The sequence below is a fragment of the Streptomyces sp. NBC_00353 genome, from assembly GCF_036108815.1.
Taxonomy (GTDB): Bacteria; Actinomycetota; Actinomycetes; order Streptomycetales; family Streptomycetaceae; genus Streptomyces.
The window spans coordinates 9,640,325-9,664,510 of sequence record NZ_CP107985.1 but is presented as its reverse complement, the minus strand read 5'-3'; the positions used below and the strand labels follow the sequence as shown (position 1 = coordinate 9,664,510).

The 24,186-nt window shown below is 67.7% G+C and carries 21 protein-coding genes and 3 pseudogenes; 14 read left to right on the top strand and 10 right to left on the bottom strand.

Translation table 11 applies throughout. The features are described from left to right. Positions 1-32 precede the first annotated feature (32 nt). Positions 33-887 (top strand): NAD-dependent epimerase/dehydratase family protein, encoded by an 855-nt coding sequence (locus OHA88_RS43475; protein ID WP_328623768.1) that lies wholly within the window; start codon positions 33-35, stop codon positions 885-887. Between the two features lie 155 nt (positions 888-1,042). Here OHA88_RS43475 and OHA88_RS43470 read toward each other — a convergent pair whose 3' ends face one another. Continuing rightward, positions 1,043-1,264, bottom strand: coding sequence for a hypothetical protein (locus OHA88_RS43470; protein WP_328623769.1), 222 nt, complete (start codon positions 1,262-1,264; stop codon positions 1,043-1,045). Between the two features lie 413 nt (positions 1,265-1,677). Here OHA88_RS43470 and OHA88_RS43465 point away from each other — a divergent pair, with 413 nt between their 5' ends. Beyond that, positions 1,678-5,625: a S8 family serine peptidase gene (locus OHA88_RS43465; protein ID WP_328623770.1), complete on the top strand. Its 3,948-nt coding sequence runs from the start codon at positions 1,678-1,680 to the stop codon at positions 5,623-5,625. A gap of 219 nt (positions 5,626-5,844) precedes the next feature. On the opposite strand, the gene OHA88_RS43460 is transcribed toward OHA88_RS43465, so the two are convergent. Next, entirely contained in the window at positions 5,845-6,222 is a 378-nt protein-coding gene (locus OHA88_RS43460) for a VOC family protein (protein ID WP_328623771.1), read from the bottom strand. Between the two features lie 517 nt (positions 6,223-6,739). Here OHA88_RS43460 and OHA88_RS43455 point away from each other — a divergent pair. Then, a complete protein-coding gene (locus OHA88_RS43455; RefSeq protein ID WP_328623772.1) occupies positions 6,740-7,678 on the top strand; it encodes an NAD(P)-dependent oxidoreductase in 939 nt (312 codons plus the stop codon). Positions 7,679-8,699: 1,021 nt separating this feature from the next. Here the strand turns inward: OHA88_RS43455 and OHA88_RS43450 are convergent. Beyond that, positions 8,700-9,239 (bottom strand): SMI1/KNR4 family protein, encoded by a 540-nt coding sequence (locus OHA88_RS43450; protein WP_328623773.1) that lies wholly within the window; start codon positions 9,237-9,239, stop codon positions 8,700-8,702. A 255-nt stretch (positions 9,240-9,494) separates the two neighbouring features. Between OHA88_RS43450 and OHA88_RS43445 the strand changes: the two genes are divergently transcribed. From OHA88_RS43445 to istB, 4 genes and pseudogenes are all read left to right on the top strand, one after another. Further along, entirely contained in the window at positions 9,495-11,072 is a 1,578-nt protein-coding gene (locus OHA88_RS43445) for an ISL3 family transposase (protein WP_443044143.1), read from the top strand. 241 nt (positions 11,073-11,313) lie between these two features. Beyond that, positions 11,314-11,922: a hypothetical protein gene (locus tag OHA88_RS43440; protein ID WP_328623775.1), complete on the top strand. Its 609-nt coding sequence runs from the start codon at positions 11,314-11,316 to the stop codon at positions 11,920-11,922. A 150-nt stretch (positions 11,923-12,072) separates the two neighbouring features. After that, entirely contained in the window at positions 12,073-12,381 is a 309-nt protein-coding gene (locus OHA88_RS43435; protein ID WP_328623776.1) for a hypothetical protein, read from the top strand. Beyond that, positions 12,378-13,172, top strand: a pseudogene (gene istB, locus OHA88_RS43430) (IS21-like element helper ATPase IstB). The gene OHA88_RS43435 and the pseudogene istB overlap by 4 nt, the downstream one beginning before the upstream one ends. A gap of 52 nt (positions 13,173-13,224) precedes the next feature. Here the strand turns inward: istB and OHA88_RS43425 are convergent. The 3 genes from OHA88_RS43425 to OHA88_RS43415 all read right to left on the bottom strand — a co-directional run bounded on the left by OHA88_RS43425 (position 13,225) and on the right by OHA88_RS43415 (position 16,651). After that, a complete protein-coding gene (locus OHA88_RS43425; protein WP_302004021.1) occupies positions 13,225-13,863 on the bottom strand; it encodes an HAD family hydrolase in 639 nt (212 codons plus the stop codon). A gap of 167 nt (positions 13,864-14,030) precedes the next feature. After that, positions 14,031-15,128, bottom strand: coding sequence for an integrase core domain-containing protein (locus OHA88_RS43420; protein WP_328623778.1), 1,098 nt, complete (start codon positions 15,126-15,128; stop codon positions 14,031-14,033). 707 nt (positions 15,129-15,835) lie between these two features. After that, entirely contained in the window at positions 15,836-16,651 is an 816-nt protein-coding gene (locus OHA88_RS43415) for an alpha/beta fold hydrolase (RefSeq protein ID WP_328623779.1), read from the bottom strand. A gap of 109 nt (positions 16,652-16,760) precedes the next feature. On the opposite strand from OHA88_RS43415, the pseudogene OHA88_RS43410 reads away from it, so the two are divergent. After that, positions 16,761-17,039 (top strand): annotated as a pseudogene (locus OHA88_RS43410) (IS110 family transposase); the annotation flags it as partial. A 273-nt stretch (positions 17,040-17,312) separates the two neighbouring features. Here the strand turns inward: OHA88_RS43410 and OHA88_RS43405 are convergent. Further along, positions 17,313-17,699 (bottom strand): MarR family winged helix-turn-helix transcriptional regulator, encoded by a 387-nt coding sequence (locus OHA88_RS43405; protein ID WP_328623781.1) that lies wholly within the window; start codon positions 17,697-17,699, stop codon positions 17,313-17,315. 85 nt (positions 17,700-17,784) lie between these two features. Here OHA88_RS43405 and OHA88_RS43400 point away from each other — a divergent pair, with 85 nt between their 5' ends. From OHA88_RS43400 to OHA88_RS43380, 6 genes are all read left to right on the top strand, one after another. Beyond that, positions 17,785-19,266, top strand: a complete 1,482-nt coding sequence (locus tag OHA88_RS43400; RefSeq protein ID WP_328623782.1) for an MFS transporter — start codon at positions 17,785-17,787, stop codon at positions 19,264-19,266. Positions 19,267-19,329: 63 nt separating this feature from the next. Then, positions 19,330-20,316, top strand: a complete 987-nt coding sequence (locus OHA88_RS43395; RefSeq protein WP_328623783.1) for a zinc-dependent alcohol dehydrogenase family protein — start codon at positions 19,330-19,332, stop codon at positions 20,314-20,316. A gap of 79 nt (positions 20,317-20,395) precedes the next feature. Beyond that, a complete protein-coding gene (locus tag OHA88_RS43390; RefSeq protein ID WP_328623784.1) occupies positions 20,396-21,469 on the top strand; it encodes an aldo/keto reductase in 1,074 nt (357 codons plus the stop codon). Between the two features lie 184 nt (positions 21,470-21,653). Further along, positions 21,654-21,761: a hypothetical protein gene (locus OHA88_RS44815; protein WP_328629548.1), complete on the top strand. Its 108-nt coding sequence runs from the start codon at positions 21,654-21,656 to the stop codon at positions 21,759-21,761. A 204-nt stretch (positions 21,762-21,965) separates the two neighbouring features. Continuing rightward, positions 21,966-22,160 carry a hypothetical protein gene (locus OHA88_RS43385; protein WP_328623785.1) on the top strand — a complete coding sequence of 65 codons (195 nt, stop codon included), beginning with the start codon at positions 21,966-21,968 and terminating at the stop codon, positions 22,158-22,160. Next, positions 22,157-22,354 carry a hypothetical protein gene (locus OHA88_RS43380; protein ID WP_328623786.1) on the top strand — a complete coding sequence of 66 codons (198 nt, stop codon included), beginning with the start codon at positions 22,157-22,159 and terminating at the stop codon, positions 22,352-22,354. Before OHA88_RS43385 ends, OHA88_RS43380 begins: the two co-directional genes overlap by 4 nt. A gap of 139 nt (positions 22,355-22,493) precedes the next feature. Here OHA88_RS43380 and OHA88_RS43375 read toward each other — a convergent pair whose 3' ends face one another. The 3 genes and pseudogenes from OHA88_RS43375 to OHA88_RS43365 form a co-directional block, all read right to left on the bottom strand. Next, entirely contained in the window at positions 22,494-23,036 is a 543-nt protein-coding gene (locus tag OHA88_RS43375) for a MarR family winged helix-turn-helix transcriptional regulator (RefSeq protein WP_328623787.1), read from the bottom strand. A gap of 61 nt (positions 23,037-23,097) precedes the next feature. Next, the gene (locus OHA88_RS43370; RefSeq protein WP_328623788.1) at positions 23,098-23,343 is read right to left on the bottom strand and encodes a SpoIIE family protein phosphatase; all 246 of its coding nucleotides are present in this window, start codon (positions 23,341-23,343) and stop codon (positions 23,098-23,100) included. Beyond that, positions 23,340-24,116 (bottom strand): annotated as a pseudogene (locus tag OHA88_RS43365) (integrase core domain-containing protein); the annotation flags it as partial. The pseudogene OHA88_RS43365 and the gene OHA88_RS43370, both read right to left, overlap by 4 nt. Between the last annotated feature and the right edge of the window lie 70 nt (positions 24,117-24,186).

Sequence of the window (24,186 nt, the reverse complement as noted above, 5' to 3'; positions counted from 1 at the left end):
GACAGGCGACACAGTGCGTTAAGGAGCACATCATGCTGATCTTGGTGACCGGTACGACGGGACAAGTTGGACGGCGCTTCGTGCCGAGGCTGCTGGCCCAGCGACAGCCGGGCGAGCAGGTGCGGGTCCTGGTGCGGGACGCGGCCCGTGGCGAGCGCTTCGCAGAGCTGGGCGCCCAGGTCGCCGTAGGAGACATGCGCGACGAGGAGGCACTCGGCAAGGCACTCGCCGGTGTGGACGCCGTCGTAAACGTCGCCGCCGCCTTCCGCGGGGTGCCGGATGAGGAGGCGTGGGCCGTCAACCGGGACGCCGCGGTGGCCCTGGGCCGCGCCGCGCAGACCTCCGGCGTGGAGCGGTTCGTGCAGGTCAGCACGAACAATGTGTACGGCCTCGGACGGGGCCGCCCGCTGACCGAGGAGGACGAGAGTCGGCCGGGCGGCGCGATGTGGGGCGCCTACCCCGAGTCCAAGGCCGAGGCCGAGCGCGAACTGCTCGCGCTCAAGAGCCTGGACGTACGCATCGGGCGGCTCCCCTTCGTCTACGGCGAGGGCGATCCGCACCTCGCCAACTCCTTGCATTGGGCCGCCCGCTGGGCGCCGCACCAGCGCCTGCAGATGGCCCACCACGCTGACGTCGCCCAGGGCCTGATGCGTCTGCTGTACGCGCCGGGTATCGCCGGCCGGATCTACAACATCGCCGATGACGCTCCCGTCACGACGGTCGAGCTGTACCAGCTCAACGGCGTCGAGGTGCCCGCCGGACTCCACGAGCTCACGGACCCCGACCCGTGGTTCGGGATCGTGTCCAACCAGCGGATCCGCCGGGAGCTCGGCTTCCGGCCGATCTACCCGAGCGTCTGGACGGCCCGGGACGCCGGAGCCCTGTGACGGTCACTGCGCCGTCAGTCCACCCTTGTGATCCGCCCAACCGGCATCCGTCCGCGGGGTGCAGGGGCGGTGACATCGCCTCTGCTTCACGTGCTGCTGGTGACAGGTGACCTTCCAGCCGAGTTGCCCGGCCGCTTTGCGCATCGCGGCCCGGATCAGCTCCACCCCGCCCAGTCCGACGGCTTCCTCATCGTCCAGGCTGGCAGTTCCTTGTCCAGCCACTCCTCGACGGTCCTTCGCCAAGGCTCCGAGGGATCACTGTCGGCGACGTCGGCCCAGGCGTCCTCCGCCATGCCGGGGTCGATGAACAGGCTGTCGAGGTAGGCGTGCCGGCAGCCCGCGGAACAGGCGCCTTCACTGCCTGTGGAGCACGTCACCGTCGGGGCCGGGCTACGAACGAAGGCCCCTGGCCGACCAGGCCGGGCCAGCGCGCACTTGGAGCACCAGCAGCCACACCGGTCTGTCGACCACTCCTTTGGGCACGGCTTCGCACGCGAGGTGCCACTCAAGTTTCACCGTGCCTGCAGACGTTCCGGGCCGGCCGCGATCTTGCGGGTCTGCCTGAATGACGGCTCCACGACGTCAGCATCCACGCACCTGCTCTGGAAACGGTTCGGGTACCTGCTGCTTCGCACCTGTGCAACTGCGCTTACTGGCCCCGGAGATCCCCTTGTGGTTCATCTGCGGGGCGACAAAGGTGCAGTCCGAGCCGCGGGCGCGATGGTGCGCCGATTATCTGATGTCCCACTACCGGACCCGGGCTGTACCGGGCCGTCGGAGGCACTTGTACATGTCATCACACATACGGCATCGGCCTGCCCGCAGACCCGGACGCGCCGGTCTGTCGGCGCTGCTTGCGGTCACAGCGGCCCTGAGCGTCACCGGCCTGACCTCTCCCGCGCAGGCGACCGGGGCGGCCACACCGAGCGGGGACACCGTGCCGGGTACGGAGACACCCGCCGCGGCCGCCTACGGTGCCGCCCATGCCCCCGGTGCCCATGTGGCTTATGAGGGACACGGCGGCTCTCAGAGTGCGCCGATCACGGTGACGCTGATCACGGGTGACAAGGTGACGTTGGCTCAGGGCAATGGTCGTGGCCCTCTGGTGGACGTGGAGCGTGCGCCGGGAGCCAAGGGGTCGGTTCGCGTCGCCACTGAGGGGGGTGACACCTTTGTGTACCCCGATGAGGCCATGCCCTACATCGCCTCCGGCCGACTCGACAAGCAACTCTTCAACGTCACACAGTTGGTGGCCCAGGACTACGACGACGCCCACACCGGCGCGCTCCCTCTGATCATCACCCGGTCCGATGGTGTGTCCGCTCACAAGAGCGGCGCGTCCGACGACGGACTGCCGTCCGCTGCCGCGCTGCCGGGGGCGAAGACCACCTTGGGCCTTCCGTCCGTCCGCGGAGCGGCCGTCGAAGCCCAACGGTCGAAGGCCGCAGCCTTTTGGTCGGCCCTCACCGGCCCCAGCGGGCAGGACCCCTCGCGGTCGACGGCGCGCACCGGTCCAAGCTCGGACAACGACGTAGCCGCGCCGTCCTTCACCGCCGGTGTCGACAAGGTGTGGCTCGACGGCAAGGCGGAGGCGGCACTGGCCGACACCACGGCGCAGATCGGCGCCCCGCAGGCATGGGGGGCGGGGGGCACGGGTGCCGGGGTACGGGTCGCGGTGCTGGACTCCGGGGCGGACACCACCCACCCGGACCTCGCCAAGCGCATCGTGGCGTCCCGCAGTTTCGTCGCCGGTGAGGACGTCATTGACCGGAACGGCCATGGAACGCACACCGCGTCCACTGTCGCCGGAACCGGCGCTGCCTCCCACGGCTCGGAACGGGGTGTAGCTCCTGGCGCGGATCTGCTGGTGGGCAAGGTCCTCGGCGACAACGGATCAGGTCCCATCTCGGGGATCATCGCCGGCATGGAGTGGGCGGCGCGGACCGAGCACGCCAAGGTGATCAACATGAGTCTGGGCACGCCGGTGTGGCACACCCAAGACGATCCCCTGAGCCGGGCGGTCAACCAACTGAGTGCCGAGACGGGTGCGCTCTTCGTCATCGCCGCGGGCAACTCCGGGAACAGCCCCCACAGCGTAAGCTCGCCGGGAACTGCGGACGCCGCACTCACCGTTGGCGCGGTCGACTCGTCCGACCAACTCGCCCCGTTCTCCAGCGCCGGGCCACGCCTCATGGATGACGCCCTCAAGCCCGATCTGACAGCCCCCGGTGTGGACGTGCTGGCGGCGCGTTCGCAGTACATGGACGGCGGGGGTGAAGGCTACTACCGCACGGAGAGCGGCACCTCCATGGCGGCTCCCCATGTTGCCGGGGCGGCGGCCCTGCTGGCCCAGAAGTATCCGAAGTGGACCGGGCAGCAAATCAAGGACGCTCTGATGAGCACCAGCGCGCCGACCCCCGCCTACACTCCTTACCAGGCCGGCACTGGTCGCTTGGACGTCGCCGCCGCCTACCTGAGGGACCAGGTGATCGCGAGCGGTTCGGTGGACGCGGGACTTGTGCGGTGGTCGGCGGACCAGAAGCGGAAGCCGGTCAAGCGGAAGATCACCTACACCAACACCACCGACCGCCCCATCACGTTGCAGCTCTCGGTGGACCGCGGAGACTCGCCCGCGGGGGTGTTCACGTCGGCCACCGACCGCGTCACGGTACCCGCGCGCGGAACCTCGACGGTCGACCTCGTGGCGGACCCGAAGGACCTCGCGCCGGGCCAGTACGCGGCCCAGGTCACCGCACGCTCCGCGGCCGGTGCCGTGCACACGGCCGTGGGACTCTCCGTCGAGTCCGAGAAGTATGACCTGACCGTCCACCTGAAGGACCGATCCGGCAAGCCCGTCAGCGGCGACGTCGAGATCACAGGTGCCGACGGGAAGACCACCATCATGTGGGCCCCGGACGGCACGCTCACCAGCCGCTGGGCCCCCGGCTCCTACACCGTCGTCTCCACACTGGACGTGGAAGGCCGCCACGGTCCGCACTCCCTCGGATACGCGGTACTGACCGTTCCCGAACTCGACCTGAGGTCCGACCGGCAGGTGGAACTCGACGCATCGCGCATCCGCCAGATCAAGGTGGCCACCCCCAAGCCCACGGCTGTCACCACCAGCAGGATCGACCTCTTCCGCTCCTTCACCTCAAGTGAGCCCACACCCAACGATGGGCAGGCTCTGCACCAGATCCTCTTGCCATCCGCCGAGTACGACAGCCTGTGGGCGCTTCCGACCAAGGGCAAGGTGAAGAACGGCAGCTTCGTCTTCACCACCCGCATCCGTGCCAAGCAGACCCCACTGGAAATCACCTACGGCCGCCGCAGCCTCGACGACACCCTGCTGGTGCAGCCGGGATCCGCTCAGTTCCGCGACGGCACCGCGCACGTCAACGCCGTCTTCGCCGGTACCGGCAAGCCCGCCGACTACGCCGGTCTGTCCGCCCGCGGCAAGGCGGTAGTCGTTCGCAGCGGCGGCGCCGTGGTCCCGACGGGCCAGGCAGCCGCGGCGCGCGCCGCGGGTGCGGCGATGCTCCTGGTGGTCAACGACGGCAACGGCCGCAGCACCGACTGGTACGGCGACGCGGACGGAACGACGACCGGACGGATCCCGGTCGCCTCGCTCACCATGGATGAGGGCGAGGATCTGATCAAGAGGATCGGGTCCGCAGGAAATTCCGGCACCAAGCTGGCAGTTGAAGCTCATCCCACGCCGCAGTACTTGTACGACCTGGCCGACTACCACCAAGGCGGCGTGCCGGACGACCCCTCCGCGGCAACGGATCCCGGCAGCCTCGCCCGCATCGACAACAACTTCGCCCCGCCCGCCGGCAAGCAGGTCAGAGAGAGCCGGGAGGACAGCCCGTCGTACGAGTACTGGCCGGCCGCCTATCCCTATGCCGGCTACGGGATGACGCGCGTCCCGCCGTTCCCGAGGGAGCCGGTCGCCGCAGGACACCGTACCGACTGGGTCTCCGCCGGAAACGGCGTCAAGTGGCAGCAGTACGCATCCATCGACGGCTGGTCCACCTTCACCGACGTCGTGAGCTACCGTCCGCGCAGCGTGCAGAGCGAACACTGGTTCGGGCCCATCACCCGGCCGCGTATGGTCAGCTTCGAGGTCCCGCACCGTTTCGGCAACGCCATGGGCGGAATGATCGCCGGATTCGGCGACGGAGGATCCGCCCACAGCGGTGACACCGGCATGATGTCGCGGAGCTTCTCGCTCCACCAAGGAGACAAACTGCTGATGCAGAACGGGGCACGACCCGAATTCGGAGTGGGCGACCTGGAACCGCAGAAACTCCCGTACCGGCTCGTCGTCGACACGAAGGGGAACACCGACTCCATTCCTTACTCCACCACCACACACACCGAGTGGAGATTCCTCTCCGGCACCACCAACAACCTAGCCATCCCGCTGGCCCAACTCGACTACGGAACGGACCTGGACCTCGCGGGGCGCGCGAAGCGCAAGTCGGCCTTCTCCATCACACCCGTCGTCCTCGGCAGTGACGCCGCGAAGGACGCGGTCTCCTCCCTCAAGCTCGAGGTCTCCTACGACGATGGGGCATCCTGGCGACCGCAGGACCTGAAGGAGAACAAGGGCACCTGGCAGACGACCGTCAACGCGCCCTCCCGGGCGAGTTACGTGTCCATCCGGATCACCGCCAAGCAGCGCAACGGCGGCGGCATCACCCAGACCATCACCCGGGCCTTCGGCCTCAAGTGACCGTCGAGAGCAGCCGGCGCCCCCCCACCTTTGATGGCATAGGGCACCGGCTGTTCTGCCAGATCCCCCTTAGTGAGTGTCCGGAAAGGCCGGATACCGGCACTGGAGGCCCAGACGACTCTGCAAGGGTCGGGGATCGACGGATGAACAGGCTTCGGCCTGGGAAGCCGCCGCAGGCGGCTTCCCAGGCCATGGTGGAACCTCAGCCCGACCGCATGACTACTCCGCAACGTTGGTGCTGTTCGGGGGATTGAATACGCAGAACTCGTTGCCCTCCGGGTCGGCAACGACGATCCAGCGAAAGCCGTGTTCGCTGAGTTCTTCAGAGAGCCTCGCAGCGCCGAGCCGTTCGAGGCGATTGACCTCCGACACCAGGTCTGCGGTCCCAAAGTCGAGGTCAAGGTGCATGCGGTTCTTGCCCTGCTTTGGTTCTGGGACGTGCTGCAGGAGAAGGGTTGGTGCAGGAGCGGGCCCGACCAGGCTCAGGTAGGGAGGTCCGTGGAAGCCGCGCCGGTAGTCCAGCGGGGCGAGCGCGGAGAGCCAGAAGTTCGCTTGCGCTTCGGTGTCAACACAGTCCAGCGTCACAACGATCTGCATGGCGGAACGGTAGGAGGCTTTGTCCGCCCTGGCGATCTATTTTTCGGCAGCACCCGAGGCGGTGCTGCCGCTCTTCAGGCCCAGGTCGGACCGAAGGCGATCCAGGTACGTCGGCGGAGCTTGTATGGCGGCCATCTGCCGATGATGCCGCACGCCTCTGACAGTCCAACAACACTCAGCGCAGCCCCGGGCCCCGGCCGACACACTGCAACACGGTGGTGCAACATCGGTCCCAGAAGCCTGATCCGGGGTTCCGCAGCAGGTCAGGGGTGAAACGCGCGGCGGTGTTTCCTTGGCCGTGTTTCAGTGCCAAGAGCTGGGGTTGCAGTCGGCGGCGCCGGGCTGAGGAGAAGCTCTGCGAGGCCGGGACCGGCGCGGCTGCGTCGTGATCACCGAACGCCGACAGAGGACGCGTTAAGAGGCTCCGCCAGTAGGTGCGGATCGATCTGAGCGCGGGGGCCCTCGGCGGTGCAGTCCCGGGACCTCAGTAGGGTCGTGCAGGGGAAGGGGGGACCACGTGTGGCGGGCCCGAGTCCTGCTGCTGGACGCGGCTCCTGGAGAATTGCTTGGTCGGGAGCTGGAGCGTCTGCTCGGCCACGGGCTGGCCGTCACGCTGAACCTCCGGCGGGTGGCCGATCACGCCGGGGCGCGGGCTGCCTGGGCCGGCCGGGTGGACTTTACCGACTTCGACGCCTTCGACGAGTCCGCGCTGCTCGCCGAGACCGTCCGGGACGGACTCGGCTACCACGCGGTCAAGTCCCGTGCCGGTGTGCCGCTGCGCGCCGCGTTCCTCGCGGCGGCGACCGACGCGATGCTGATCAACCGGCTCCGCGTGGTCGGGCGGGCCGGGGCGGGCACCGATCACGTCGAGTTGGCAGCAGCCGCCCGTCACGGGGTCACGGTCACCCATACCCCGGGGTCCAACGCGAACGCGGTTGCCGAGTTCACCCTGGCCCAGCTACTCTCCCTGATCCGAGATCTCCCGGCACACAACGAGGCCTCGCACGACGGGAATTGGCGCCCACCGGCCACACCGGCGATGGAGCTGCCGGAGCTGACCCTGGGCATCGTCGGGCTGGGTCGGATCGGCCTAGCACTGGCCGAGCGGGCGACCGCCCTGGGCATGGAAGTCCAGGCCCTCTCGCGGCGTCCGGCCGAGGCGTCGGTGCCCCGGGCCCACTCCCTCACCGCACTGCTAGCGACGAGTGACGTCGTCTCCCTGCACGTGCCGCTCACTGCGCAGACCCAAGGGCTGGTCGGGCGGGCGGAACTGGCACTGATGCGTCCAGGGTCGATTCTGCTGAACACAGCCCGGGGCGGGATCGTCGACGAACAGGCGCTGGCCGACGCGCTGCGCGACCCCGCACACCCGCTCGCGGCAGCCGCCATCGACACCTTCGAGCACGAACACGCCGCCTTCGCCTCACCGCTTTCGGCCTGCCGAACGCCCTGCTGACCCCCCATGTCGCCGGCATGACCAGGAGCGCCATGGCCACGGCCACCCTACGTTGCGCGGACCACATCGCGGCTCTGCTCGCCGACCGCCCGGACGGCGTACCTGTGGTGACCGTATGACAGTCGCTATCAACGCAACGAGGCCCACCGCCTCGCAGAGTCGGGCGACCGACTGCCCGTCTGCGTCCGCCGCGTGGGTCATCGGATGCTGGGGCTCCGAGCGCAAGTAAACGGGTGCTCTCAGACTGGGAATCGTGAGCCGTTCCGGGGGTGCCGCCCTGAACCGAGACCTGGCGCGAGGCGGGCTGGACCGTCCGCGCCCTCGGACGCCCCTGAGCCCCTCACCGCCTGCCAAGGCCCGTCCAGGGAAAGCTCCAAGGTCACGGGCTTGCAGTCATTGACAGGGCCAGACTTAAGGACAAGCGGGGACCAAGGGCAGTGGGCTACTCCATTGCGGCCTGCGGCCCCCGGACCGCCAAGGAGGAAGCCAGAGACTCCCCCGCTTGCCGTTGGACCGCGCGGCGGCTGTGCCGCGAACTGGGCATCGCGGAGGCCGCGACGGTCGGAAGACGGCTCGCCGCCGCAGGCACGGCCACACCGCCACGCTGCGGCAACTGGTCCTGCAGGCACCGCCATCTGCGGTCGCCGAGATGCTCGGCTACCACACCATCCACGCTGAGGCCATTGCCGCCGAAGCCGCCGGAACCTGCCAGCACTTACACCCCCGGCGACCACACTCGATAGCGCTGACGCCGTCACCGGCCTCAGCCCGTCAGCGCCCGGAGGCAGCAGCTACCGATTCGATGACACCGTGCCAGGTCCTGCGATAGCCCTCGCGAAGCGGCTCGCCGACCAGGTCGAGGATCCCTGATGCCGCGTCCATCATGGGCCCCGAGTCCCCCGACTTACACAGGTTGGCTTTGTTCATGAGAACGGACAGCAGATGTTCACCACTTCGGGAGGCGGGAGCAGCGCCAAGAAATCGAACGATGCTTGATCTACGACCGCGCAGGGCGGAGCGTTCAGTCCCACCAGTCGTCGCCGGTGTGCCAGCGCTGAACCCACTCCTCGAAGCCCCATGCCTGGTCGCCAGGCGCCGGGACGGCACCGACGTCGGCGACCATCCAGACCTCGCCACGGCGGGGACCGGTGGTCAGTAGGAGCCAGAAGGAGAGCCCGTCCTCACAACCGAGAACGATGGACCCGCTGTTGAATGTGGCTTCGATTCTGGGGTCCTCGGGGTCCACATCGTCGCTCTCCCAGTGCCAGGCTGCCCGCAGAGGGAACGGCTTCCCTGGCTGGCGGGGGCCGAGATCGGGCCAGGTATCGGGCAGCCAGCCGAGTGGCTGGAGACCACCGTCGCCGGCGGGGCCAAGGCTCGATCCGTTGCTGATGTCCGCGACGAAGGTCCTGTACGGCTCCGGAAGGGCCACGCCGTTCTCCGCCTCCCACGCTGCAACGGCTTCATGGCCGAGCGCCGGTTCGCGCCATTCCAGCGGGAAGGCGGAGCGCAGGAAGTCCAGAGTGGCTTCGGCGGGACGCTGATCATGTGTGGTTGTCACGGCAGCATGCTGACAGAAGGGGCTGACAGCCGATCTCGGCACCGTCCAGCGCTGGTGCCGTCCGAAATCCCGAACATCGAACACGGCCCGGCCGAGGCGCCTCCCGAAGTGGTGAACATCTGCTGTCCGTTCTCAGGCTCTGGCTCAACTTGTGTGACGCGGCCACTCTGAGTGACAGTTGAGCCGCTTCGGAACGTACTCAAAGTTGCCCGAAAACGGCCGGTGGAAGGGCGGTTGGGCTGACAGTTCGGGGCCGTGGAAGAGGTCATGCTCCGGCTGAAGGAATTGTTGTTCCCGTCGATCGCGGACGTCGCGGTGCTGTCGGTGCACGTGAACATCGAGACAGTGCGCGTTGATGCGCAGTGCACCACGGGCGGCGCCGTGTGCCCGGGCTGCGGAGTCTGGTCGAGCCGGGTTCATGGCTCTTACCTGCGGTTTCCCGCTGATGTTCCAAGCGGTGGACGTAGCGTTGTTCTTCAGCTGAGGGTTCGTCGCTTCGCCTGCGGGGACTCGGGGTGCGCACGCCGTACCTTCGTCGAGCAGATACCCGGCCTGACACGCCGACACGGTCAGCGGACCGAGCGGCTGCGGTCGACCCTGGCCGCGGTCGGTCTGGCCCTCGCGGGCCGGGCTGGAGCCCGTATGGCCCGCGTCCTGGGGGTGTCCGTCAGCCGCAGTACCGTGCTCCGGCTGGTCGATGCTCTTCCCGAGCCTGAGGTGTACGCCCCGCGTGTGGTCGGCGTCGACGAGTACGCCACCCGCAAGGGCCGTCACTACGGCACCGTCCCCATCGACCTGCTGCCCGACCGGGAGGCATCGAGCCTGGCGGCCTGGCTCGCCGAACGGCCAGGCGTTGAGGTCATCTGCCGGGACCGGGCACCGTTCTTCGCCGAAGGCGCCACCGCCGGCGCCCCGCAGGCCGTCCAGGTGGCGGACCGGTGGCACCTGTGGCACAACCTGAGCGAAGCCGCCGAACGGGCCGTCGCCCAACACCGCCATTGCCTGCGAGCCCTGGTCCCTGCGGCCGCCGAATCCGAGCCGGAGTCCGCCCAGGAAGCGGAGCAGTCCGGCTCACCGTGGCCGACCGGCCACAGGTTCGCCGACCGAACCCGGTCCCGGCACGCCGCCGTCCACGCACTGCTGGAGGCCGGGCACAGTCACCGCTCGATCCAGCGGCAGCTCGGAATGACCTGGCGGACCGTCAAACAGCTTGCCGACGCCGCCCGGCCGGAAGAACTCTTCACTGGCCAGTGGCAGAACCGACCCTCCATCCTCGATGAGTACAAGACCTACCTCGACGAACGCTGGAACGAGGGCTGCACCAACGCCTGGAGGCTGTGGGAGGAGATTGTGCCGCTCGGCTACAAAGGCAGCTACCAGCGCGTCCGCGCCTACCTGTACAAGAAGCGCACCTCGCCGCGGCCGGTGACCGCCCAGCCGCCCTCGCCTCGAGCCGTCGCCGGATGGATTCTCAGCCGCCCAGAAACCCTTACTGAGCCCGAACAGCTCCAGCTCAAGACCGTCCGAACCCACTGCCCCGAACTCGACGCCCTCGCCCGGCACGTCCGCTCCTTCGCGATCATGCTCACTGAGCGCCAGGGCGAACGTCTGCCGCACTGGCTCGACGCCGTCCGGCAGGACGACCTGCCCAGCCTCCACACCCTCGCAGTCGGCATCGAACGCGACCTCGACGCCGTTATCGCCGGATTGACCCTGCCCTGGAGCTCGGGCGCGGTCGAAGGTCATGTCAACCGGATCAAGATGCTGAAACGCCAGATGTTCGGGCGCGCCGGATTCAACCTCCTACGGAAGCGCACCCTGCTTTACACATGACACCCCGCGCCACGCCGACTCGACGACGCTATAGCCTCCGGCTGTGACCTATCGCCGCAGTCGGACCGGGCATCCTCGTCCTCACGAGCTACCTCACTATCAAGCGCTCCTGGACGATACAGACTGGGCGTCGCTCGCCACCGTACGCGGGACAGGCGAATCCCTGCCGACAGCGCTGGCACACATCATCAACTCCGACCCGGCCGTCAGGGCGGCCGCCACCGACAACGCGCTCAGACAAGTGACCCACCAGAACACCATCTACGAAGCCACTGTGCCCGTAGCGCTCTACGTCGCGGCCGTCCTCAACCACCCGGCCATCGCGGTAGACGACTTCGGTCACTACGCCGACACGCCATCGCACCGCCCGACCCTCGTGAGACTACTTGAGTGGCTCAGCGACACCGCCTACGACGCCGACGACGAGTGCGTCGCCATCGGCGAACGCCACTGCGGCAAGGGGTTCCTCGACGAGGACAGGGAGATGCGAGCGTTCCGAGACCTGCGCCCGGCGATCTTCTCCGCTGTCCATGCCCTTCTCAGCCACGACAACGCGGACGTACGCGACGCGGCCCTCGTCGCTGCGATCCCCCTCGCAGAGCACCCCGTCCTCACCGCGCACCGGGCCGAGCTGGTCGACCACGCCCGTCGTGTGCTGACCACCAGCACCGACCGCCACAATCGAGACCGCGTCCTGGACGCCATGAAGGCATGGGGTCACGACACCAGCGCCCTGGAGAACGCGGACGACATCGCAGCCCGCGAGCGTTACGCCCGTCTCAAGGCGGAACATGATTCCTGGTGGGCGACCGACCGGACAGGTGGTTACTCCGAAGACCCACCGTTCTGACTCAGGGACACGCAGCACCCCCAGGCATCTGTTGATCACTCAGAGTGGCCGCGTCACACAAGTTGAGCCAGAGCCCGTTCTCATGAACAAAGCCAGGTCAAGGCACACGGCGACACCGAGGGCACCCGGGCCTTGATCGAGGTGCTCCTGATGGCCCGGCACATCCCGCACGAGTACCTGGTCGCCGGTCTGGCGACCGCGTTGCGGGCCGGGGCCCTGACCGCGGACGCGGTCGCCCTGGAGGCCCGCAAAGCCGCCCAGACCGAGGATGAACCCGGTCCAGCCACCTCGTCTGCGCTGGCCACCGGGCAGCCGCCGGCGACCGTGACGTTCCTGCACGAGTGGAAGCTGAACCACCTGCCGCCGGACACCAGGCCACTGCCCTCGGTGACGCCCTACGACCAGTTGCTCCGACGTCGCGCCAGCGGCGGTGACCACCGAGAGGGAGAAGCACAGTGACCCTGCCTCGCCAGCGAGGACTGACCGAGCAAGCCGCCACCACCGCCATCGACACCGCCTGCCGTCTGCTGCGGCTGCCGTCGATCCGCAACAAGTTCGCCGACATCGCCGACCGGGCCGCCAAGGACCAGATGACCTACCGCGGCTTCCTCGCCGAGCTGCTGATGGCGGAGTGCGACGACCGGGCCCGCCGACGCTCGGAACGGCGGATCAAGGCGGCCGGGTTCCCGAGGGAGAAGTCACTACGGGCCTTCGACTTCGACGCCAACCCCAACGTCGACGCGGCCACCATCAACACCCTCGCCAGCTGCGAGTGGATCAAGAAGGGACAGCCGCTCCGCCTGATCGGCGACTCCGGCACCGGCAAGTCCCACATGCTCATCGCCCTGGGCACCGAGGCCGCCATGAAGGGCTACCGCGTCCGCTACACGCTCGCCACCAAGCTGGTGAACGAGCTGGTTGAAGCCGCCGACGAGAAGCAGTTGAACAAGACCATCGCCCGCTACGGCCGCGTCGACCTTTTGTGCATCGACGAGCTCGGGTACATGGAACTGGACCGGCACGGCGCCGAGCTGCTGTTCCAGGTTCTGACCGAGCGGGAGGAGAAGAACAGCGTCGCCATCGCCTCAAACGAGTCGTTCGGAGGCTGGACGAAGACCTTCCCCGACCCCCGTCTCTGCGCCGCCATCGTCGACCGGCTCACCTTCAACGGCACCATCATCTAGACCGGATCCGACTCCTACCGCCTGGCCAGCACCCGAGCCCGTGCCGAACACGCAGAAGCGGGCTGATCAACCGCTCCACCGCCTGGCCGGCAACCGTTAAAGGTCGGCCAGGCCGACATCATCCGAGCGGGACAGGCCCTCCAACCCGGGGACCAGCGTCCAGATGAGCTGCGATGCGCGTAATCGTCCGGGCATTGTCCTGGAACAGATGCGCCTGCATGCCCGCCGCCTGAGCAGCCTCAACATTTACTGCGAGATCGTCGATGAACAGACAGCTCTCCGGCCGCACCTCCAGGCTGGCGCATACGGTCTCGAAGGCACGCGGGTCCGGCTTCTCGATGCCGATCTCGTGCGAGTACACGATTTGCTCGACCAGTTCGTCGAAGTGATACAGCGCGGTCTCCCGTTCCCGGGCACCGACGAAGCTGTTGCTTAGGATGCCCAGCCTGCAGCTTCCTCGCAGCCCACGCACGTAAGCGATGAGCTCCTCGTTAGGCGTTCCCAGGTACTCCGCCCAGAGATCAGCCATGAAGGCTTCAACCTGGGGCGCGTCGAGCCCCAAGCGTGCTGCCACCTGCTCGTGAACCTCTCGTTCACTGATACTCCCGACGCTCCCGGCTTGCCACACGTCGCGCATCCGCTCATGCACAGTGCCGAACGGCAACCCCAGCCGCTCTTCCCACCGCTGCACACACCCCGTTTCCGGCGTGATCTCCAGCACGCCACCGATATCGAGAATGACGCAGGTCGCCGTCACTCGAACTCCCCCTCTTCGTCCAGCCCGGCTGGCGAGCGCACACCGCTCGCTCGTGTGATCTACGGAGACACTGTCGCCCTTCCCTCTGGGGCAAGGTCAAGCGATCTTGAAACCTTGTGGCAGCCCTGTTGCGAGCCTGCTGCTGCCGAAAACCTCATCCGCCCAGTTCAGGCGGCATGTTGGTACTCGTGGAGGATGCCGCCGAGTCGTTCGCGTTTCCGTATGTCGAGGCGGGTGATCTGCTCCGGATCGGTGATCGGCACCGGCAGCGGGTGCAGCGGACGGGCGTTGGCGATGCCCTGATGCGGCCGGTGGGAGTTGTAGAACTCTTCGAACTCCCGTAGCGCGTGGAGCAGGTGCCGCTGGTTCCAGATCAAGGTGCGGTCCAGCAGCTCACACCGGCAGGTCTGCACCCACCTTTCCATGATCGAGTTCATGCGCGGCATCCGTACGCCGCTGAGCACGACCTCGATCCCCGCGTCCTTGAGGACGGTGTCAAACAGGGCGGGGAACTTCCCGTCGTGGTCACGGATCAGGAACCTTGCCCGGCATTCGGCGTCTTCGAGGTCCATGACGAGGTTTTTCGCGGCTTGCGTCACCCACGCGGCGGTCGGGTGCGCGGTGGCGCCCAGGATCCTGATCCGCCGGCTGGCGTGCTCGATCACCGCGAACACATACAGCCGCGCCCCGGACAGCGTGACCGTCTCCAGGAAGTCGCACGCCAACAGGGCGTCGGCCTGCGAGCGCAGGAAGTCCGACCACGTGCTGGAGGCCCGTTCGGGCGCCGGATCAATCCCGGCCTCCTTGAGGATTTCCCAGACGGTGGAGGCGGCCACCTTGATACCGAGAACGAGAAGTTCACCGTGGATGCGGCGATACCCCCAGCTGGGATTCTCTTGGGCGAGCCGCAGGACCAGGGCGCGGATGGAGCGCAGGATCCGCGGCCGTCCCGAGCGCTTCGGCCGGGACCGGGCCGCATGGCGGCGTGCGACCAGATCGCGGTGCCAGCGCAGCACCGTGTCCGGACGCACCAGCAGCCGCACCCTGCGCAGCACCTCAACCGGCATCCGATGCAGCAACGCCGCCAAGAACGCGCGATCGCTCGGGGTGAACCGGATCTTCTCGCCACCGAGTTGACGCTCCAGCACCGTGATCTGATGGCGCAAGGCGAGGATCTCCGCGTCCTTGTCCCGATCGCTCATCGGCAGCACACGCAGCATCGCGAACGCATTCGTCACGGTCAGGTAAGCCAATCGCAGCAGCACGATCGGCAATCATGCCGGGGCGGTTACCAGTCGCGCGAGAGGACCAATTCGAGCCCCCGGGCCCGAGACCCCGCACACCCCGCACACCAAGCTCCCACCAGGGCGGATGAGGTTTTCGGCAAGGGCACGGTTCGTGTTCGGCGTAGTCCTGCAGGTCACCCCAGGTAGCGAACAGAACCAGCTCAGGGTGGGAGGTACGGCGGCCTTCTTTGAGGTCGTTGGCCGAGCGGGCCAGTGCCATGAGCGCGGCATCGTTCCTCTCGCGGTCTGGGTGGTGACTCTGACCATCGGCGGTGTCGCGGATGTCGTCGGCGCCGCGAGCCCCACTGCCACAGTGGTCGAAGTGCTCCTCGTCCTTGGCTCGTTGCCGTTGCTGGTGTTGCATGCACCATCGCGTGGTTCAACCGGCCAGAGTCCCTGGTGCCGCCCCACCGGCGCGGCGAGACGGGATCGGTGACCGAGTGGTGGCGTCACCGCCGAGCCCTCCGCGCGGCCTGATACCGGGCGGCGCCGTCCTGACCCTCGATAAGGGCAATGTTCCGACGGCCCGCCGGTGGTGCGCCAAGTCGCCGCCGCTGAAGTGGCATCGTCGAGCGCGTCGAGCGGCGTGTGCGCACTTTGACGACAACTCCCAGCCTTCACACGGATTCGACGAGGCCGAGCACATCCAGCGGAGGCAGTGGTGCGCGGTCCGCCCCGCGACGAGGTCAGTTCGCCCGCCACCAGTCGGTGACGATCCTGGCGTAGTCGTCCGCGCCCTCCTCCCAGGTGTAGTGGCCGACTTCGAGGACATCGAGGGTGCTGTTGGGCAGGTGCTCGTGCAGGTATTCGGCGTTCGCCACGGGCACCACGTGGTCCCTGCGGCCGGCGATGATCTGTACGGGCGTCTCGATCCCGGGCAGCAGCTCGCGCAGGAGCGGCAGTTCGATGGGGAAGGCGCGGAGGTAGGCCATCTGGTCGACGATCCGCTGGCCCACGTAGGGCGCGAGATAGTCTTCGCGCACGATCTGCGGCAGCTGGTAGCCCTGCATCTTGTCGAGGGCGATCGTCACGATGTCCTTGGGGCCCAGGGCCCGGTACGGCGCCAGGTCCTCGGCGTGCACCCAGTCGTTCACCGGACTTCCCAGCTGCACCGGGGCCGCGGCCGCGCCGCTGCCCACGACGGCGCTGCGGAATCGGTCGGGGTGGTGGGCCGCGGCGAAGAGCACCGCGCTGGTGCCGATGTCCGGGCCCACGACGTGTGGCTTCGCCAATTCGAACTCGTCGGCGAGCCGCACGATGAATTCGCTCATCGCCGTGGGCGACAGCAGGTCCTCCCGGAGTTCGGAATGCCCGAACCCCGGCAGGTCCACTGCGACGAGGTGAGCGTGCTCGGCCAGCCGCGACCAGGTCGCGTCGTAGGCATACAGGCTGACCGGGAACGGGCTCAACAGCAGGGCTACGCGGTCGCGGGGCCCCTCGCTCTCGGCGTACCGGACGGACAGCCCGTCGATCGTCCGGAACCGGGGTTTGATCTCACTCATGCGTTCGCCCTCTCGTGTCATCGGGGTTCACGCGTGGATCGCCCCACTAATACGAGTATATACTCCTAACTGGCGGATGCGTACGCGCGCCGGACCATGTCCCCTATGGAGCGGCCCCGTCGAGGCGCCCTCCGGCAAGACCCAGCGCCGCAGACTCAACCGAGGCAGTGACCGACAGGCCAACGCCACCCTCTACAGGATCACCCTCAGCCGCCTGCGCCGGGAGGAGCGTTCCCAGGACTACCTGCGGCGACGCCTCACGGAGGGCAAGACCAAACGCGAGATCATCCGCTGCCTCAAGCGGTACGTCGCACGAGAGATCTACCGACTCATCGTCCCCACCAACATCGCGGCCAACGACACGGAACCAGCTCGAGGTGCCGCCTGACATCCATAGGACATCAACGCCCCGCCCGAGAGCCTGTGGCAGAGCCTGAAACGCGAGGCCCTGACCGGACGACGTTCTCAACAATGAGCCGGGCCCGGCTGGAAATCTTCCGCAGGCTCACGCACTACAACGCACGTCGGCGTCACAGTGCGCCGGCCTACCTGTCCCCCATGGAGTTCAAACAGCAACACCACGCGACGGCTAACTCTCACTCGCGGCATAAACCCCCGCGTCCACGTTCCGGGGGTCACCTCACTAGCACCTGGACAGCGGTCAGCCTGTCTCTCGAAGTGTTCTGGCGAGCACGGAGCGGTGTGTGGGTTGGGCCTCCAGATAACGCTTGCGGCCCTCGTCGGTGAGGACGGCGAGGATGCCGCGGCGGTCGGCTTCGCATATGGCGCGCTCGAGGAAACCGTCGCGTTCCATTCGGGCGATCAGTCGGCTCGCGGCGCTCTGGCTCAGGTGCACGACGTCGGTGAGGTCCTGGGCGCGGCACTGGGTGTTCTCGGAGCAGGCAAGGGCTTCGAGCGCTTCGAACTCGCTGACGCCGATGCCGTGCCCTGCCTGCAACTCACGCTCGAGGGTCTGGTACACGACGGCATGCCGAACCTGGAGATCGCGCCACTCCTTGACCAGGTGCCGCTCGTCACCAGCATTCATGCGGCCACCGTATCATGCACCGACATTTAATGCGTTTGCATTAGATGCACTTGCATTCGAAGTAGGAGCATGTCAGCGTATCGGCATGAGTCCTTCCGCACCACCACCCTTGTCCACGTCCTCGCTCGCATGGAACGTGCGGCTGTGGGGGATCCTGCTCACCGTCTCGATCGTCGGGTTCCTCGACGCGCTGGACGTGAACATGGTGGGTGTCGCCCTGCCCTCGATCCAGGCCGACCTCGGCCTGTCCACAAGCGCACTGCAGTGGATCGTCAGCGGTTACGTCCTCGGCTACGGCGGCTTTCTGTTGCTGGGCGGACGCGCCGCCGACATCCTCGGCCGCCGCCGCGTCTTCCTGACGGCGGTCGCCGTCTTCGCCCTGACCTCACTGGTCGGCGGCCTGGTCGACGACGGGAACCTTCTGATCGTCGCCCGTCTCCTGAAGGGCGTGTCGGCGGCGTTCACGCTACCCGCGGCGTTGTCCATCATCACGACCACGTTCGCCGAGGGGCCGGCCCGCAACAAGGCGATCGGGATCTACACGCTCATGGGTGCCAGCGGCTTCTCAAGCGGCCTGGTGCTGTCCGGTGCACTGACCGAGCTCGGCTGGCGCTGGACGTTCCTCCTGCCTGTGCCCGTGGCGCTGATCGCCCTGGCAGCGGCCATCCGCGTCCTGCCCAAGGACGGCCCGCGCACCGTCGGCAGCTATGACCTGCCCGGCGCACTCACCCTGGTCGCCGGAATGCTGCTGCTCGTCTACGTCGTGGTCGAAGCGCCGCAGAAGGGATGGACCACGGCGAGCACACTGGTGGAGTTCGGGCTCGCAGCCGCACTGCTGGCCGCCTTCGTGGTGATCGAGCTCCGCGGCGCGCAGCCGCTGATCCGTCTGGGCATCCTGCGCTCCAGCTCCCTGGTGCGCGCCAACGTGGGCCTGTCGATGTTCTTCGGCGCCTATGTCGGCTTCCAGTTCGTGGTGACGCTGTACTTCCAGCAGGTGCTGCAGTGGTCGGCGCTGCAGACCGCGTTCGGCTTCCTTCCCGCCGCCGCCATCGTCACCTTGGCCTCGTCGCGCATCCCGCACCTGATCGCACGATTCGGTACCTCGCGCAGCATCATCGCCGGCGTCATCACGCACGTGGCCGCCTACGCGCTCCTCCTGGCCATCGCCCGGGACCACTCCTACGCCGTGGGTGTGCTGCCCAGCATGCTCCTGCTCAGCATCGGCATGACACTGGCATTCGCGCCCTTCCAGATCGAGGGCACCTCGGGAATCCCTGACCACGAACAAGGTCTGGCCGGCGGCCTGTTGAACACCTCCATGCAGATCGGCGGCGCGATCGGCCTCGCCATCGTCACCGCGGCCCTCACCGCAGGAAACGAAGGCAAGAGCGGGCCCGACGCCCTGCTCGCCGGTTTCACCCCCGCCATGATCACCGTCAACGTGCTCGCGGCCATCGGCCTGCTCGCCGCCCTGTCCGGAACGCTGGGGCGCCGCAAGACGACTGCGCAGACGGACAGGAGCGCCGACCAACTGGAGCTCGACAAGGTGCCCGAGATCACCAGGTGACGGCCGACCGCCGAGCCTGAACTGCCACTTCCTTCCGCAGACTTGAAAGGCAAGACCACTCACATGAGCAAGATCGTCCGATTTCACGCCACCGGCGGCCCCGAGGTCCTGACCCTGGACGACATCGAGGTCCGCGAACCCGGACACGGCGAGATCCGCGTCCGCACCAGGGCTCTCGGGGTGAACCGAGCGGATTCCGTGCTCCGCAACAACCACCTCGTGGAGCTTCCCTCCGGTATCGGATGGGAGGCCTCCGGTGAGGTCGACGCCATCGGCCCGGATGTCGAAGGTTTCACCGTCGGCGATGCCGTCAGCCTGATCCCCTGCTTCAGGCCCATCGACTACCCCATCCACGGCGAGCTGGCCATCGCGCCCGCCACCGCGGTGGTCAAGCACCCCGACACACTGTCCTGGGAACAGGCCGCGGCCCTGTGGGGGCAGTACCTGACCGCCTATGGCGCCCTCATCGAGACCGCGGACCTGAAGGCCGGTGACACGGTGCTCATCCCGGCGGCCTCCAGCAGCGTCGGCCTGGCCGCGATCCAGATCGCCCGCAGCGTGGGGGCCCGGCCCGTGGCACTGACCCGCACCAGCGCCAAGCGCCAGCGGCTCCTGGACGAAGGCGCCGAGGCAGTGATCGTCACGGGCGAGGAAGACGTGGTCACCCGCGTGAACGAGCTCACCGACGGCCACGGCGCCCGCGTCATCTTCGACCCCGTGGGAGGACCTGCTCTGGCGGGCTTGATCGGCGCCGCCGCGCCCGGCGGGACCGTGATCATCTACGGTGCGCTGAGCAGCGAGGCCACGACAGTGCCGGTGTGGGAGTTGATCGGCAAGAGCCTCACCATCCGGGGATACAAGGTCTTCGACCTCACCACCGACGTCGAACGCCGCAAGGTCGCCGTCGACTGGGTCCTCGACGGCCTTGCCCGCGAGACCCTGCGACCGGTCATCGACACCGTCTTCCCGCTGGAGGACATCGTCAGGGCCCACCGTCGTCTCGAGTCAGGATCCCAGGTCGGCAAGATCGTCGTGACCGTCCCCCGCTGACCCGACACACCTCATAGGCGCCAAGAACCGCGTCTTTCCTTACACAACGCAAGTTACTCGTCTTAGGAGATGTCCACCCATGCGATACACCACCTTCGGGCGCAACAATGGCCTGCGCGTGTCCGAGTACGGCCTCGGCACCGCCAATTTCGGCACCGGCTGGCGCGCCGGTGGCGGCTGGGGCCCCGGTGCCGAGCCCGCCGAGGCCCGCAAGATCTTCGACCGGTTCGCCGAAGCCGGCGGCACGCTCATCGACACCGCCGAGAACTATCAGGCCGGCGAATCCGAGCAGCTGCTCGGCGAGTTCCTGGGCGCCGACCGGGACCACTTCGTGCTGACGGGCAAGTACAGCATGAACGGCGTCGGACCGCAGACCGTCTCCAACACCGGCAACAGCCGCCGATACATGGTCCAGGCTCTCGAGGCCAGCCTGCGCCGCCTGAACACCGATCACCTGGACATGTACTGGGTGCACGCCCCTGACGGCCTGACCCCGATGGAGGAGATCCTGCGCGGCCTGGACGACCTGGTCAGCGCCGGAAAGATCCGCTATTTCGGGCTGTCGAACTTCCCGGCCTGGCGGGTGTCGCGCGCCGCCGCCATCGCCGAGCTGCGCGGCTGGTCCCCGGTCGCCGGTATCCAGGTCGAGTACAGCCTGGTCGACCGCACCGCCGAGCGGGAGCTGCTGCCAATGGCGCAGGCGCTTGGCCTGGGCGCGGCGCTGTGGAGTCCGCTCGGCGGCGGTCTGCTGACCGGCAAGTACCGCCAGGGCGCCACCGGCCGGATCAGCGACCTCAAGGCCGTCGGGTTCTTCGAGGACACCGCGCAGAAGACCGCGATCGTCGACGCCGTCCTCGACGTCGCGGCCGAGCTCGGCGTGCCGGCCTCCCATGTCGCCATCGCCTGGATGCGGCAGGAGGGCGCGCGGGCGGCCACGGCGTACGTGCCGATCATCGGCCCGCGCAGCGTCGCGCAGCTCGACGACTACCTGGGCGCGCTGGAAGTGACGCTGACCCCGGCGCAGTTCGCCCGGCTCGACGAGGTGAGCGCGATCAGGCTCGGTACCCCGCACGAGCTGAACGCGTGGAGCGTGAGCCCCATCCGCGGCGGTGACGCAAGCGTGATCGACGAGCCCACGATCCCGGTAGCGTGATCTCAGGCGGCGGACCAGTTTGGAGGACATGGAGTGGCCCGATCGCGCGCAGCCTGGAATACGTCGGCGAGTGATGGAGCATGCTGATCATGCCTGATGCCTTCGACGGCTTCACCCACTTCGACGGGTTCGAGCGCAGCCTCGGCATCGCCCCGAACATGCTGACCGCCGCTTGAAGTCCCTGGTGGACGCCGGCCCGCTGGAGCGCCGGCGTTACCAAAACCGGCCGCCGCGCTACGAGTACGTCCTCATGATGACCGGGCGCAGCCCGCGCCCGGTCATCATTGATTGAAGGGCCGTCTGCTGGGGTGGGCGTGCCGTGGACAACAAAGCTTGTTCGAGCGCGGCACCGCCGTCGATCAGGGCCGTCTTGCCTCATGAATTCACCGTGCCGGCCAGCTCTGGTAACGGATCGTGAGATCGGCAGGGAGGGTGCCTGTACCTGTGATCTGGTTCGACCAGAACTGGATCATGCTGGGAAGGAGGCACCCTCCGGGTGTCGAAGTTTACCGAGTGGGCGGAGGGCCTGTCGCTGTCGGCGGGTGGGCGGAAGCTGGTGGGCAAGGCGGGGATCGTGCCGGTGCGCAGGGTGGCGGACAAGACCGGGCTGACCGACGCGCTGTCGTCGGCGCTGGTGCGCAGGGACTTGGAGTTTCCCCGAGATCGGATCGAGGGGAAGCTTCAGACATGACAGCCCACCAGCCCCGCCCGATCGCCACCGCTATCCCTAACCAGCGGGAACTGACGCTCTGCGAAGAGGAGAACGCAGAGGCCGAGAACGGCTGCGGTCTCCTCATCGTGGAGGCCCTGGCCGGACTGTGGAACAGCTCCCCGAACGGCCGGGGCAAGACAGTCTCGGTGGAGGTGCCCATCTTGGAAACCTGAGCCAGAACGCTCCTGTGCTGTCAATGCAAGCGCCTGATGCGGCGCACTGGAGGCCGGTCGGTGGACAGGAATCCGGTGACTACCCGGCAGCCGGGGCTAGGCTCTCCTGCCCTCTCGGCAGCGGTGCAGAAGTCGTACCTCACTCGGCCCAGGGCGTGAAGCCGGTCTGGAGGACGGCTTCGAGGGCTGCGCGCAACCGGGCTGCATCGTCGGCTCCGAAGCTCTCCTCGAACCGGTCCTGCATCTCCCGCCACAGCGGCAGCGCCGCCTTCATCCGGGAGACCCCATCCGGCGTGATCGTGACGATCCGTGCGCGGCGGTCGGCCGCCGACGGCTCGACGGTCACCAGGCCCTCCCGCGCCAGCGGCTTGAGGTTCGAGGCCATCGTCGTACGGTCCATGGCGATCATGTCAGCAAGGCCGGTGATCGTCATTTCTCCGTGAACACTGAGCTTCTGCAGGATGCTGAACTGCGTCGCACGAAGACCCACCGAAGCCAGAGCCTTGTCGTACGTCGCGCCAAGATACCGGGCCGCCTTACGCAGAGCCAGGTTGTTGCACGAATCGCCGGGGTCCGTCGGTGTAGTGACCATCATCCCCTCCAGAGCTTCCTCACCCAGGATAAGAGTATATACTCGCACCGTAAAATGCCAGCTCAGACATACAGTGGCAACGATCCGCAAACCGGCCGGTTCGACAATCAGCTCTTGCCACCGGGCACATAGCGCGCAGCGAAGGGCGGCGTTACGTGCGCCGGATGACCAGGACGGCCACGTCGTCGAGGTGGTCCACCGCGACCGCGGCGTCGAGGATGCGGTCAGCGGTCGCCTCGGCGTTCAGTCCGTCGTGGAGGGCTTGGGCGGCCAGCATTCCGGCTCGTTCCAGTCCGGCTTCCAGCGTCAGGCCCGGCCCTTCGACCACGCCGTCGGTGACCATGACCAGCGCGGTGTCCTCCTGCGTGAAGCTCGGAAAGTCGTCGCTGCAGGTCAAGCCGCATAGCGGTACTCGTTAATGGCGCCGCCGAGGATGCGGGTGCGCAGGAGTCTGCGGACTTCGAGGTCGTGCACGGTGATGGGCTGCTGGTCGGCGCCCGGAGGTAGTTGGTTGCGTGCTCGGTGGGGGCGGTGCTCGTTGTAGCGCCGCTCGTAGGCGGCCAGGACGTGCCGGGCGTGGGCCTCGTTCATGATGAGGACATGGTCGAGGGCCTCACGCCGGATGCTGCCGATCACCCGCTCACAGTGGGCGTTCATCCGAGGAGCTCGCGGTGCACTCTTGAGGATCTCCATCTCCTCGGCCTCGAAGACGGCGTCGAAGGACTGGCCGTACTTGCCGTCGCGGTCACGCAGGAGGAAGCGCAGGGGTTCCATGCGCGTGCACAGGTCGGCGGTCAGGTTCCGCGCCTGTTGCACTGCCCACTCGCGGGTGGGGTGGGCGGTGATGCCGGCGATGTGTAGGCGCCGGGTGCCGTGTTCGAGGAACGCCAGCGCGTACAGGCGTCTGCCGAGGACAGTGCCGATATGCAAGAAGTCGACGGCGATGATGCCCTGGGCCCGGTTCGTGAGGAACTCCCGCCAGGTCGGGCCGGCGCGGCGTGGGGCCGGGTCGATGCCCGCCGCGTGGAGGATCTTCCATACCGTGGATGCGGCGACGGGATGTCCGAGTCGGGCCGGCTCGCCTTGGATCCGCCGGTGCCCCCACTGTGCGTTCTCTCGAGCAAGCTGCAGGATCAGCTTCTTGAGCGCTGCCTTGGTCGGTGCGGTTCCGGAGAGCGACATCAAATGGACGGGCCAGACCCCCACGTACACAGGCAACGGCGAACTTAGCTACTGGTGA

Bases quoted from the DNA above. Each gene is read 5' to 3' on its own strand.
- OHA88_RS43435 (WP_328623776.1), top strand. From the start codon at position 12,073: ATGGCCCGGCACATCCCGCACGAGTACCTGGTCGCCGGTCTGGCGACC.
- OHA88_RS43460 (WP_328623771.1), bottom strand. From the start codon at position 6,222: ATGCAGATCGTTGTGACGCTGGACTGTGTTGACACCGAAGCGCAAGCG.
- OHA88_RS43415 (WP_328623779.1), bottom strand. From the start codon at position 16,651: ATGAGTGAGATCAAACCCCGGTTCCGGACGATCGACGGGCTGTCCGTC.
- OHA88_RS43390 (WP_328623784.1), top strand. From the start codon at position 20,396: ATGCGATACACCACCTTCGGGCGCAACAATGGCCTGCGCGTGTCCGAG.
- OHA88_RS43380 (WP_328623786.1), top strand. From the start codon at position 22,157: ATGACAGCCCACCAGCCCCGCCCGATCGCCACCGCTATCCCTAACCAG.
- OHA88_RS43465 (WP_328623770.1), top strand. From the start codon at position 1,678: ATGTCATCACACATACGGCATCGGCCTGCCCGCAGACCCGGACGCGCC.
- OHA88_RS43395 (WP_328623783.1), top strand. From the start codon at position 19,330: ATGAGCAAGATCGTCCGATTTCACGCCACCGGCGGCCCCGAGGTCCTG.
- OHA88_RS43400 (WP_328623782.1), top strand. From the start codon at position 17,785: ATGAGTCCTTCCGCACCACCACCCTTGTCCACGTCCTCGCTCGCATGG.
- OHA88_RS43405 (WP_328623781.1), bottom strand. From the start codon at position 17,699: ATGAATGCTGGTGACGAGCGGCACCTGGTCAAGGAGTGGCGCGATCTC.
- OHA88_RS43475 (WP_328623768.1), top strand. From the start codon at position 33: ATGCTGATCTTGGTGACCGGTACGACGGGACAAGTTGGACGGCGCTTC.